This is a genomic window from Rhodococcus sp. I2R (assembly GCF_020889545.1).
Lineage (GTDB): Bacteria > Actinomycetota > Actinomycetes > Mycobacteriales > Mycobacteriaceae > Rhodococcoides.
Map to the genome: position 1 here is coordinate 117785 of NZ_JAHUTG010000011.1, position 11465 is coordinate 129249.

General features: G+C 63.8%; 13 protein-coding genes and 1 pseudogene. 2 read left to right on the forward strand and 12 right to left on the reverse strand.

The window, feature by feature from the left end:
• Positions 1-122 precede the first annotated feature (122 nt).
• The 5 genes from KVY23_RS13710 to KVY23_RS13730 form a co-directional block, all read right to left on the reverse strand.
• Entirely contained in the window at positions 123-1034 is a 912-nt protein-coding gene (locus KVY23_RS13710) for a transketolase family protein (RefSeq protein ID WP_230557002.1), read from the reverse strand.
• Entirely contained in the window at positions 1034-1714 is a 681-nt protein-coding gene (locus KVY23_RS13715; protein ID WP_230557004.1) for a transketolase, read from the reverse strand. Before KVY23_RS13715 ends, KVY23_RS13710 begins: the two co-directional genes overlap by 1 nt.
• A gap of 57 nt (positions 1715-1771) precedes the next feature.
• Positions 1772-1984, reverse strand: a complete 213-nt coding sequence (locus tag KVY23_RS13720; RefSeq protein ID WP_230557005.1) for a hypothetical protein — start codon at positions 1982-1984, stop codon at positions 1772-1774.
• 45 nt (positions 1985-2029) lie between these two features.
• Complete coding sequence (locus KVY23_RS13725; RefSeq protein ID WP_230557008.1) at positions 2030-2467, reverse strand: hypothetical protein; 438 nt, start codon at positions 2465-2467, stop codon at positions 2030-2032.
• Positions 2468-2543: 76 nt separating this feature from the next.
• A complete protein-coding gene (locus KVY23_RS13730) occupies positions 2544-3434 on the reverse strand; it encodes a hypothetical protein (protein ID WP_230557009.1) in 891 nt (296 codons plus the stop codon).
• Positions 3435-3988: 554 nt separating this feature from the next.
• On the opposite strand from KVY23_RS13730, the gene KVY23_RS13735 reads away from it, so the two are divergent.
• On the forward strand, positions 3989-4321 hold the full coding sequence (locus KVY23_RS13735) for a hypothetical protein (protein ID WP_230557011.1): 333 nt from the start codon (positions 3989-3991) through the stop codon (positions 4319-4321).
• Positions 4322-4705: 384 nt separating this feature from the next.
• Here KVY23_RS13735 and bioD read toward each other — a convergent pair whose 3' ends face one another.
• The 6 genes and pseudogenes from bioD to KVY23_RS13765 all read right to left on the reverse strand — a co-directional run bounded on the left by bioD (position 4706) and on the right by KVY23_RS13765 (position 10048).
• Positions 4706-5419: a dethiobiotin synthase gene (gene bioD / locus KVY23_RS13740; protein ID WP_230557013.1), complete on the reverse strand. Its 714-nt coding sequence runs from the start codon at positions 5417-5419 to the stop codon at positions 4706-4708.
• Positions 5416-6540 carry an 8-amino-7-oxononanoate synthase gene (locus KVY23_RS13745; RefSeq protein WP_230557015.1) on the reverse strand — a complete coding sequence of 375 codons (1125 nt, stop codon included), beginning with the start codon at positions 6538-6540 and terminating at the stop codon, positions 5416-5418. The genes bioD and KVY23_RS13745 overlap by 4 nt, the downstream gene beginning before the upstream one ends.
• Positions 6541-6565: 25 nt before the next feature.
• A complete protein-coding gene (locus tag KVY23_RS13750; RefSeq protein ID WP_230557017.1) occupies positions 6566-7846 on the reverse strand; it encodes an adenosylmethionine--8-amino-7-oxononanoate transaminase in 1281 nt (426 codons plus the stop codon).
• A 152-nt stretch (positions 7847-7998) separates the two neighbouring features.
• Positions 7999-8205, reverse strand: a pseudogene (locus KVY23_RS13755) (N-acetyltransferase family protein); the annotation flags it as partial.
• Between the two features lie 94 nt (positions 8206-8299).
• On the reverse strand, positions 8300-8833 hold the full coding sequence (locus tag KVY23_RS13760; protein ID WP_230557020.1) for a hypothetical protein: 534 nt from the start codon (positions 8831-8833) through the stop codon (positions 8300-8302).
• 330 nt (positions 8834-9163) lie between these two features.
• Positions 9164-10048 (reverse strand): alpha/beta fold hydrolase, encoded by an 885-nt coding sequence (locus KVY23_RS13765; protein WP_230557021.1) that lies wholly within the window; start codon positions 10046-10048, stop codon positions 9164-9166.
• A gap of 77 nt (positions 10049-10125) precedes the next feature.
• Here KVY23_RS13765 and KVY23_RS13770 point away from each other — a divergent pair, with 77 nt between their 5' ends.
• Positions 10126-10752, forward strand: coding sequence for a helix-turn-helix domain-containing protein (locus KVY23_RS13770; protein ID WP_230557022.1), 627 nt, complete (start codon positions 10126-10128; stop codon positions 10750-10752).
• Between the two features lie 62 nt (positions 10753-10814).
• Here KVY23_RS13770 and KVY23_RS13775 read toward each other — a convergent pair whose 3' ends face one another.
• Complete coding sequence (locus KVY23_RS13775) at positions 10815-11441, reverse strand: hypothetical protein (protein ID WP_230557024.1); 627 nt, start codon at positions 11439-11441, stop codon at positions 10815-10817.
• Positions 11442-11465 lie beyond the last annotated feature (24 nt).

The following is an 11465-nucleotide window of genomic DNA, read 5'->3' on the forward strand; positions in this document are numbered from 1 at the left end:
CCGCGGAGAAGACCCGTAGAGGGCTTCGCTCGTGGTGGATCGCGGCACCATTGACACCAACACCGATCGGGTCCGAACCGGCGACTGGTGCAACCCTCGCGCAGTCGCAGCACATCCGGGCGTCACACCTCGAAGAACCGGTCCATGGCCCGAGTCAATCCCTCGACATCTAAGCCGTTCGCCCGATCATGTTCGCGCACAGTGCCATATCGACGACGCTCCCCGGCCTCCACTCCGATGCCCGACACACGGGTTCGCATACCGGCCAACGCCCGATTCACCTGAAGTACAGATATTCCAGCGAGGTAGGGCTCGACCAGCATGACGTCGGGCGTCGTCAGAGTGCTGCGCAGGGTATCGGCGTCGAACGGCCTGATGGTCGACGCGTGCAATACGGTCACATCGCGTCCACGGGCGGCGGCCAGCACCCGGTCCGTCATCGGACCAACCGACACGACCGTGCCCGACTTGCCCTGCTGCAGAACACTGAAGCCGACCTCACGCGCGTAGGGCCGTTCGTTCGATATCCCATCGAGCCGGATGTAGACACGATCGTCACCGGCCACCGCGCTGTGCAACATCCAGTCGACCTCGTCTACGTGCCCGGGAACATGCACGGTCCACCCGTCGAGCGTGTCGAGCAGGGCCACGTCACGCTGACCGAAGTGCGTCTCACCTCCCTGCGGCCACCCGTACGATCCACCCGAACTGACGAGGACCGCGCCGACTCCCTGATGCCCCAGATCCAGCTTCACCTGTTCGAAGGGCCGCTCGATCAGGAAAGGTGGGAACGTGTGCACGATCGGTCGCATTCCCGCCAAAGCCATTCCGCCCGCCACCCCGATCATCGCTTGCTCGCGTATTCCGACGTTGACCACACGCGGACGCACCTCCGGTGCGATGTGCGGTTCGAGGTAAGCGGCGCCGATTTCTGCTATTACCAACGCCAATCGTTCGTCGTCGGCCAACAACTGCGGTACCAGACGGTAGAAGATCTCGCGCTGGTCGAGGCTCTTCTCCACGGTGATGCTCATCAGTTCTCCTTCTTCTCGACATGGGCGACGACCACATGAGGGGCTCGACCGCGTTCACCGCGAAAAGCTCGCCGCAGCATGTCGTGATCGCGACCGTCGACATCAGACGTCGACCACCCTTCGACAGCGAAACGCGACGCGATCCCACCTGGCCACCCCAGCCCTGCCGAATCGTTGTCGATGACAATCGCGGTGAGGTTCGATAGTTCGCAACGCCCCGCGAACTGGATTGCCTCCATGTTGCTGCCCTCGTCGAGTTCGGCGTCACCGATCAGCACGTAAACATGCGCGAGTCTTCCCTGAATGCGCAGTGCAACAGCAGTTCCAGCGGCTAGGCCGAGTCCGTGCCCGAGAGACCCCGACCCGATGTCGACTCCGCGGGCCAGCGTCCGATCCGGGTGACTTCCCAGAGGTGAGTCATATGCTCCGAATGTTCGAAGTTCCTCGCTCGTCAGAAATCCGCGGGCTCCGAGGACTGCGTAGTACGCCATCGGGCCGTGCCCCTTGGACAGGTAGAACCGGTCGCGGTCTGGGTCGTCAGGATTCGCCGTATCGACCCGAAGGATGTCGGAATACAGCACCCACAGCACATCGAGAGTCGAAGTGGCACTGGGGCTGTGTTTCTCGTCGCCGGTCATCAGCGTCAAGAGATGAGGAAGCTCGTCGTAGGTCGTGTGCATAGTTCCACCATGCAACCTCGAGTTATATTGAGGTCAAGCGTCGATCGTGCCGGGCAGTCAGGACCGACGGCGATCGAGGACCCAAAAGGTTCCTTCGAAGAGGACCACAACGACCACGGAGATTCCGGCGGCCCACCAGTACGAGAGACCGGATTCGATCACCAGCACGACTTGAACGACGAACATGACGCAGAAAGTGATCCGCCACCAGATGTCCTTGCGACGCGCGCGTGGGTCGACGGGCACCTCGGTGACCTCGACCGGCCTCATGGGTTCCACTGTGTCACCGTCTCACAAGTCCGACGTCAGCTCACATCACGGCGCGACCAAGCAGATCGGTCCGACGGAGATTGCCGGGTTGACCGTCACGGTGGCGACCGGACCGCCTGCCGAGGTTTCGTATGCCATCAGGGAATGCACACCGGGCGCGGTGGGTGTCCACAGTGACACTTTGTGACCGAGGACCACGGGCGAGCTCCAGTACCCGTCGAATTGCCACATGAACTCCTCGATCGGCATGACCGCGTCGTAGCCGCCCGGTGAAATGCCGACACGTGGACCCGACAAGTCCGCCGTACGAGCCACTGCAACATATGTGCATCCGACGCCGAAGGGAGTGGTCGGCCCGAAACTCAGTCCCGGCAGAATGTCGAGGTCGACGACCTCGGCCGACGCGGAAGGGGCGGCGAGTAGCGCAACACCGGCACAGGAGACGAGGGCGGTTGCGAGGCGGGTGAACGGCGACAGGTTCATGCCAGTTGGTCGGTTTTGTGCTCGTCGGCGTTACAGCGTCAGGTTCCGGAATCGCACCGCCGGGCAAGCGCCGTCCTCATACGTACAACACTCCGTCGACTGCCTGCGATGCGGGCGGATACGCGGTCACCCCATCCTGCTCCATCAGCAATTGTGGAATGTACTTCATGATGTCTTCGAGTCGCTCCCCTTGCTCGTCGTACATGTTCAGTCGTGCGACCAGGGTCAACGTCGGGAATCGCTCGTGGCTGAACGACAGGTGCATTCGCCCATCAGGCCACTGCCCGACGTATCGCGCTCGCACATTGCTCACCGCATCAGAGAAGGTGTAACCGTCCAAGCGCCGCACGCAGTATCGGACGTACGACTCGTGATCCAACGGCTCAGGTCCGATCGGCCAACAATGCAAAGAAATGTCGACATCGTGGACTGTCTCGACCCGCCTGACAGTGGCGTCGTCGATGTCGCAGCTCAACAGCTGACGGTCCCCGCCCCCGATTGCCTCCGGCGCTGCAATCAACCACAACTTGCCGCCGCCCGCGGCACCGCCGGCAACCCGGTAGCCATCGAGTTCGAGGACACGCGACGGGACGATTGCATCACGACGGAACGCCTTGATCACCGTCGTGCTGCTGTGAAAGTTGCGCTCTCCCCAGTACCAACTCACTCCGTCACTCAACGCTCTCTTGCGTCGATGAGCCTGGTTGTACGAAACATCTGCGTATTCACTTGTTTGCCAGCTTGTTCCGACGTCGGGCGCGGGCCGTGAGGATAGATACTTCTGACGGGTGATCACGTCGGGAATGGGCTGATCGAAGGGCACTCGCAACCACGACCTGCTGTATTGCAGGACGTACTCGTCGGGGACGATCTTGCCTCGATCCGAGGTGCGTGGCACTCGCGTCCAGGGTGCGTGCTCGACGCCGAGTATCAGCTGCTTCGTCGAAATCCACTGCAGCCAATACATCCTCGACCCGGAAGAGTCGGACGCCGCCCCCAGGTGGGGCCAGTAGCAATTCCGGCCGAGGCACAGGATTCCGCTGCGGTCGAGTGTCTCGCGTTCGCGCGACGTCGTTGCGCTTGTGGGGTAAGGACACGGCCCAGGCGCCGGTCGGTCCCGCACACAAGAGAACGTGATGCTCGGTATATTCAGCGTGCTCGATGCCATTGGGCGTTACCCGAACGAGCGGGCCTTCGGAGTGACTCTGAACCCACAACCCGTGGTCGTCGGAAACGATTTCGCCTGCTCGCGTGCCGGGTGGCCTCGCCGGGAGCGCGGACCACTCGACGATTTTTTGAACCTCGTAAGTGTCTGGCTCGAGGAGTGCGGCAACCGGCTGAGTTTCGTCGACGATCCACAGGTAGTTCGCGGCGAAATGTACATGGCGGGGGCGCAGCGCTCTGCGCACCGTCGTGGCGGCTGTCATGCGCCTTTCTGCATTGTCATATCGGCAACGATACCGTCGAGATTGCACAGAATCCCACCAGGCCGCCCCCAGCCAGGTATGCGAAAGTGACCGGGTGACAAAGGACAAGATTCGACTGACGGCATTGACTACCGCGTTCGGGGCGCTGCTGGGACTGGTCGCCGCGGGCGTATGGGCGATGAACGAGCCAGACCTCCCCGGGGAAGCGCTTTACGTCTCCGACTCGGAGGGTGAACTACCGGGTCCGCTCTTTCCGTCGGACGTGCCGGCGACGTTCAGCGGTGCCGGTTTCTGGGACTTATCACCCGTGCCCGACGATCGACTCCCTGTCTCCCTGTGGGTGGCGCTGCCGCTCGCGACGGCAGTGGTCGGCGGCGTTGTTGGCGCGGTCGGATCGGCAGCAGGAGTGAGAGTCTCACGCGGCTGAGCAGGCGAAAGCAGGTACGCGAGAACGTAGGTCACCAGCACGACTACTGTGAAGAACAACCACGGCGTCCATCGAGTATCCGACGAATACGTAGGGCGCGTGGACATCGCCCATCCGAGCAACGACGCCCACACCAAAGCGACTGTTGCCGCGTTGCACAAGGCAAATCGGTGGCGCCAGCGAGTCACCGAACGCGGAGGCCACGACCGCGCGGTGACTTGCGCATACCATCCACCCACGACGGCGACGGCGCCGATGAGCCAACCCCCCAGCGCCCCCAAGAAGCCACCGAAATACAGGACCCCCCATGCGCCGGCACCTGCTGCTGGGAACGCCACCGCAACACCGGTGCACATTCCCAGCAGGATCGCCAGCAACAGTTCTTTACCGACCCAGTTCATATGGACTCACCCCTGGGGCGAGGATACCTGCCACTGCATCCGGGGCGAACCAGCCGGGAGCTTCGGCCAAGAAGTCTGCGCGGTCCATGGCCTCTACCTTCTCCGGCAGCCGCCCAATCAACGGCGCACCCGTGACCACACTCAGCTGATCGAGGTTGGTTCGTGCCGCGAGATCTGGCTCGGTAGACCAGGATCCGATGATCAGTCCGGCACACGCGAGCCCGGCCGAGGCCAAGGCGAGGGTGGTCAACGCAGCATGGTTGAGCGTGCCGAGCCCAGCCGCACAAACGACGACCACGGGCGCATCCAGCTCACGTGCGACATCGACCAGGGTGAACCCGTCCTCGCCTAGTCGTACGAGCAGACCGCCTGCTCCTTCCACGAGCACCAGATCGGCCGTCAGAGAACGAATATCGTCGACAACCGTCTCGAGAGTGAGCAGCGGCATCGACGCACGACGCGCCGCCACATCGGGTGCAAGTGGGTCGGGGTAGCGCGCCGACTCTCGCACATCGACGACGCCAGCCAAACGCTGGATCTCGGCGAGGTCGCCCGGTTCACCGTCGGCGACACCTGTCTGCACAGGTTTGGCCACCGCTACCGTCGCACCCATCTTCATGGCTGCCGCGGCGAGTGCTGCTGTCGCGATTGTCTTTCCGACGTCGGTGGACGTGCCCGTCACGACGAGTATGGTCACGCGGGGACGCCTCGAAGGATGGATCCGAGCACGTCTTCGACCGTCTCGAGATCGCGCTCGGTCAACGTGGCTCGGGCGGTGAGCCGCAGTCTGGACGTACCCTGCGGCACCGACGGCGGACGGAAGCAGCCCACATGGAGCCCCCGCCGAAACGCTTCCTGCGCAGCGTTGTACGCGCGTTCGGCGTCGCCGAGAACGACCGAGACGACGGCCGACTCAGGCTTGTCGACGCCGACGATCGAGGCGAGGCGAGCGGCGTTGTCACGCACCGCCTGTGCACGCTCGGGTTCCCTTTCGAGCACGGCCAACGCGGCACGGGCAGCACCCACCGCGGCAGGAGCAAGACCGGTGTCAAAGATGAAAGGGCGAGCGGTATCGATCAGATGATCGCGCACGACGCTCGGGCCCAGGACTACCCCACCCTGCGCTGCAAGGGATTTGGACAGGGTCGCGGTGATCAGGATGTCAGGCTCACCAGCCAAGCCCAGTTCGTGCACGAGTCCGCGACCACCCGCGCCTCGGACGCCGACACCGTGCGCTTCGTCGACTACGAGGAGCGCGGAGTGGCGCCGACACAGCATGTGCAGTTCGCGCAGCGGCGCGAGATCTCCGTCGGCACTGAATACCGAGTCGGTGACGACGATCGCGCGTTCCTGGGTCCGTGTGCTCAGGAGCCGGGAGACCGAGGCGAGATCCCGCCGGTCGTAGACCTCGACGTCGGCGCGAGAGAGCCTGCAGGCGTCCACGAGTGAGGCATGGGAGGCCGAATCGGACAGCACGAGGGACCCGCGACCTGACATCGCGGCCACGACACCGAGATTGGCGGTGTAGCCGGAGGAGAACACCAGACCCGATTCTGCGCCGACGAAGGTCGCCAGTTCCGACTCCAGCGCGAGGTGCAGTTCGGTGGTCCCGGTGACGAGCCTGGACCCCGTCGCGCCGACACCCCATCCGCGGACGGCAGCGCAGGCGGCGTCCTGCACCTCCGGGTTGCCACCCAGCCCAAGGTAGTCGTTGGAGGCGAGGTCGATGACCGCGTTCGATCGACTGCGCAGCGTTCGGTGCAGTCCGCGAGCAGCGCGCTGTTCCGCGGCATCGGTCAACCAGTCGAGAGTGTGCACGCACACGACCCTACTTGAACGGTGTTCAAGTCTGCGATGCGACTGCTCTCATCGCCGCGACGATTCGGTCGAGGTCCTGGTCAGAGCAGATGTAGGGCGGCATCGCGTACACCAATTTCCCGAACGGACGCAGCCAGACACCCTCGCCGACGGCCGCGTCGGTGGCCCGTTGCATGTCGACGGGCTGCTCCATCTCGACGACGCCGATGCCGCCCAACACCCGCACATCGGCGACACCCGGCAACGACTCGACCCCGGCCAAACCGTCGCGCAGCCGTCGTTCGATGTTTGCCACTTCACCCTGCCAATCGCGGCTGAGCAGGAGCTCGATCGCTGCGACCGCAACCGCGCAAGCCAGCGGATTGCCCATGAACGTGGGGCCGTGCATGAGACCGCCGCCGGCCCCCGCACTGATCACCTCGGCGACCTGCGAGGTACACAACGTGGCGGCGAGGGTCATGTAGCCGCCGGTCAGCGCCTTCCCGACGCACATCACGTCCGGGGTGACGCCGGCATGATCGGAGGCGAACAACGCGCCTGTGCGGCCGAAGCCGGTCGCGATCTCGTCGAACACCAGCAGCACGTCGTGCGCGTCGGCCATCCGGCGCAGCTCGGTGAGATAGGCGGCGTCGTGGAATCGCATTCCGCCCGCGCCCTGAACGATGGGTTCGACGACGATTGCTGCGATCTCATCGGCGTGCGCCGCGAGAATGTCCTCGAAGTCCCGCACATAGTCGGCGTCGAAATCTCGGGGAGGCGCCGGCGCAAAGATCTGACGAGTCAACACCTCTGACCACAGCGAGTGCATTCCGCCATCGGGATCGCAGATGCTCATCGGCGCGAACGTGTCACCGTGATAACCGCCCCGCCACGTCAACAACCGGCTCTTACCTGGCTTCCCCCTGCTGCGCCAGTACTGAATGCTCATCTTGATGGCGACTTCCACCGAGACCGATCCGGAATCGGCGAAGAAGACCTTGTCGAGGCCGTCGGGTGTGATCTGCACGAGGAGCTCGGCAAGGCGCGCGGCAGGTTCGTGGGTGAGTCCGCCGAACATGACGTGACTCATCCGCCCGAGCTGCGTGTGCGCCGCGGCGTCGAGCACGGGGTGCCGGTAGCCGTGGATCGCGGCCCACCACGAGCTCATGCCGTCGACGAGCTCACGCCCGTCGGACAGCGTCAGCCGGACGCCTTGGGCACTATCCACGACCAGCGGCGATGTCGTCGAGGGGAAGCCCCCGTACGGATGCCAGACGTGACGGGAGTCGATGAGGTGGATCTGTGAGGTGTCGATGCGGGAGACCATAACCAAGGGATCCGCCCCGCGTCGACCAGCCCTCCCTGCGGACAGCGCGGACCCCAGCGCACAGAATCGTTCGATTGCGACGGGATTCCGTCGACCGGATGCGACTTCGTGCAACCCAGTCCGCGCGGGCCCCGCCGCTTGGTTATTCGAAGCTAGCGGTCAAGTCGGTAGCGAGCCAACCAGAGCCGGTCGACGATTTCTTCATCCCGGACATGCATGAATCCCAGCGACTCGTACAGCGCGCGAGCCGGCTTGTTCTCGCGACCGGTGGCTACCGCGAAACGTGACTCGGCGGTGGCGTCGAGTAGCGCAGTGACCAGTCCTCTCCCGATGCCTTGGCGGTGCATGAGCGGAGAAACGACGAGACGCGCTGCGTTGAATGGCTAGCAGCTTTGCGGCGAGTGCGTGATGGAGATCGGGCCTTGCGGAAACGATGCGTATCTGCGACCTCATTCACGCCCCACTTGATCCATCCCGTTGGACGTAAGCGAAGTTGATTCGACGCGGCGCGTTGGTGTCTCGCGGCGGGATCTTCTGCGCCTCGAAGGCCGCGGCCAACCAACCACCGGAGGGAATTTCGATCTCAGGCGTTGTGCGATTGTCGATATCGATCTGCTGGGCAGTCGCCGGGTCGACCTCGTCCCACAGCCAGGTCACCTGGTCGACAGCTGACGCGAACGGGCTCGCGTCGAGCACTAGTCTCGTCTCGTCGATACCGAAATGCGGCCAGGCGAAATAGACGTGCAGCTCTCCCTCCGGCGGTACCGGGGACAGGATGAGGCCAGTCCTGTGGTGCGTTCCGCTTCCACTGCTGCCGTTGGCGCCCAACCCTGTTCGCCTACCGGGCAGATTCGTCGATCGAGTCCCTTCCGCATCTTCGAACCCGAGGAGCATCGGAGGGGTGCGCCCCGACTCCGGTTTGCCGAAGCCGTACATTCCCAGAAATCGATCGGTAGATCGCACGCTCGATTCCACCGAGAACGTCATGCACGTGCTGTAAACGGAGGCGCCCGTCAGCCATATCGCTATGGCGTCGGTACGAGCGAGAACCAGACGCAAAGGAACGACAACCGGGATTTCATTGGTAGGGACGCCTCGAAAGCGAGGTGCTGCCGGACCTGTGCGTTCATTGTTCACGGAGACCACTCTCCACCGGCTCGCGAGGTATCCGCAACACTTCGGCAGTGACTGCCGTCAATCCGAGATAGCGAACTCTCCGGTGGTGCGAGCGGGGTCGCCTCTCGTCTGCACAGCCACCGAGGGTGATGGACTTTGCAGCGTCGACCGATTCCATGTGCGGCAAATGGTTGCCCGCACTCAACGCGTCGTTGCCCAGTTGCGGATCGCGGCGATGAACTCCTCGGGCGCGTCGGACTCCACGTAAGTGCCTGCGCCCTCGACGATCACGGTCTTGTGGTCGGTGAATATCTCTTCCAGTCGCTCGCGCTCCTGGGGACGGAAGGCGATGTCGGCGTCGCCCCATACGATCAGTGTCGGCAGGTGGGCGAGCTCGGCAAGGCCGGCCTCGACCTCGGCGAAGAAGGCCCGACTGGCGAGGATTCGACCAGGAAGCACGGCGGAGGCCTGTCGTCGCTCAGGGGTGTCCAGCGCCCGCCGGTAGTGGTTCATCTCAGCGGAAGTCGGCGTTCGCCTTCGGTGGCCGGTGGGGATGAAGGCGTTGACGAGGAGGTTGAGCCGCCGGACCAAGAAGCGGATCGGAAGCCCGCCGATGATACGAGAGAAGGCCTCGAAATGGAGAGTGCCGTTGACCGGCCAGGCCCAGGTGTTGACCAGCACCAGCCGATCGAAAACACCCGGCCTCCGCTGCACAGCCGCAAGGCCGATCGGGCCGCCCCAATCCTGCCCGACCAGCGTGACGCCCGCGAGGCCGAGGGCGTCGACAAATTCGGTGACCACTGCGGCGTGCTCTTCGGGGTAGTAACGGTAACCGGGCCTCGGCGTGGAGAGCCCGAAACCCGGGTAGTCGAGGGCGATACATCGGAAGTCAGCTCGGAGTGCGCTGATCACGTCGCGCCAAAGAAACGACCAAGTTGGATTGCCATGTAGAAGTAGCAGGGTTGGGCCGGATCCCTCGTCGACGTAGTGCACGGTGTGACCGTCGATGTAGACGAAGCGACTCTCGAACGGGAACAAATCGTCGTCCACCCAGGTGGGCCGTACTCTCCCAGCCACATCATCCATGACGCCCCCTTTCGACTCAGGCTTGCGGTAAGCTTGAGTTTGTCACGTGCACTTTAATTTATCAAGCGGATGGAACAATGCGAAGCTACGGCCAGTACTGCGGGCTTGCCCGCTCCCTAGAGGTCGTCGGAGACCGTTGGAACCTGCTCATCGTCCGTCAACTCCTCATCGCCCCCGCTCGCTACCGTGACCTGATCGACGGCCTACCGGGCATCGCGACCAACCTGCTCGCCAACCGACTCCGCGACCTCGAGGCATCGGGGGTGGTCGAGCGTCGACTGACCAGCGAGGGCAGCGCAGTCGAGTATGTCCTGACGCCGTGGGGCGCCGAATTACGCCAGCCGATCGAAAGCTTGATCCGCTGGTCAACGCCACTGATGGTCCGCGGCCCAGAAGGCGACTCGTTCCGCGTCGAGTGGCTCGCCCTCGCCGTCCCTGCGCTACTGGATGCAAGGGTCAAGGTTCGGCCCTCCGCGACGGTCGGCCTCGAAATGGGCAACGAAACATTCCAGCTCCTTGCGACGAGCTCCGGCTTCGAGATCGGCCCACACGACGGCCGAGAACTCGACGCCACCGTCCGAGCAGATCCCAGCTACGTTCTCGGGCTTGCCGCAGGCGCCCTCACTCTCAGTGACGCCCGCACCCTCGGCCTGATCGAGATCGACGGCGACGAGTCTGTCGTCCGTGCCGTGTTTACCGCCTGACCTGCCGCCTGCCTTCAGATGTAGCTGGCCGTCGACACCGCGACCCGAGATTTGCGAACGAATTACAGACGTCTCCGCACTATCAGAGCGGTGCCGATGCCGCCAACGAGTACGACTGCGACAACAGCACCGATGGCCAGATTCCGCCCACCGTTCCCATCACTTCCGTCGGCAAGGGTGGGGACGGCAGAGGGAGATGGGTCAGCGGTGGGCGAGACGCCGGAACTGGCGGGCCACTGGTCGGTGAAGGTTGAACTCAGCTCATCGAGAGGTGCAGTCGGACTGCACGCACCGTCGGCATAAGGAGCCAGCTTCGCGAGATCCACACCAAACGTGGAATCTCGATCGGACGTCGATGGCGCCAGGAAGTACCGTCGATCTATCTCGAAGGTACGAGAAATCGAGCTCCCCTGTGCCGCAGCAATCTTTACAGTGTCACCGGCCGCTACTCCCTGAATCCCGGTATCGATGGTGAAGGTGTACACGCTGACCGCGGCACCTCCGGACAAGGGCCGCGGATAGTTCTCGATCGCTGTCGGAGTTCCAAGCGCCACCAGTGCCGCCCGATCACGAGCGGTGTCGACCCTCTCTTTTTCCGAGCCGTAACCCACGCAGTCCGCGGACGCGGTGGGAGCCACCAGCAGACAAAACGGCACCATCAGCAGCGCTGTCACCGCGGCCCTGCGCACCCACGACACAATTGCCCGGCAAGG

Excerpts from the sequence above, each read along its gene's own strand:
- KVY23_RS13715 (WP_230557004.1), bottom strand. The coding sequence starts at position 1,714 with ATGCACACGACCTACGACGAGCTTCCTCATCTCTTGACGCTGATGACC.
- KVY23_RS13710 (WP_230557002.1), bottom strand. The coding sequence starts at position 1,034 with ATGAGCATCACCGTGGAGAAGAGCCTCGACCAGCGCGAGATCTTCTAC.
- KVY23_RS13750 (WP_230557017.1), bottom strand. The coding sequence starts at position 7,846 with ATGGTCTCCCGCATCGACACCTCACAGATCCACCTCATCGACTCCCGT.
- KVY23_RS13725 (WP_230557008.1), bottom strand. The coding sequence starts at position 2,467 with ATGAACCTGTCGCCGTTCACCCGCCTCGCAACCGCCCTCGTCTCCTGT.
- KVY23_RS13765 (WP_230557021.1), bottom strand. The coding sequence starts at position 10,048 with ATGGATGATGTGGCTGGGAGAGTACGGCCCACCTGGGTGGACGACGAT.
- KVY23_RS13720 (WP_230557005.1), bottom strand. The coding sequence starts at position 1,984 with ATGAGGCCGGTCGAGGTCACCGAGGTGCCCGTCGACCCACGCGCGCGT.
- KVY23_RS13730 (WP_230557009.1), bottom strand. The coding sequence starts at position 3,434 with ATGTATTGGCTGCAGTGGATTTCGACGAAGCAGCTGATACTCGGCGTC.
- KVY23_RS13760 (WP_230557020.1), bottom strand. The coding sequence starts at position 8,833 with ATGACGTTCTCGGTGGAATCGAGCGTGCGATCTACCGATCGATTTCTG.
- KVY23_RS13770 (WP_230557022.1), top strand. The coding sequence starts at position 10,126 with ATGCGAAGCTACGGCCAGTACTGCGGGCTTGCCCGCTCCCTAGAGGTC.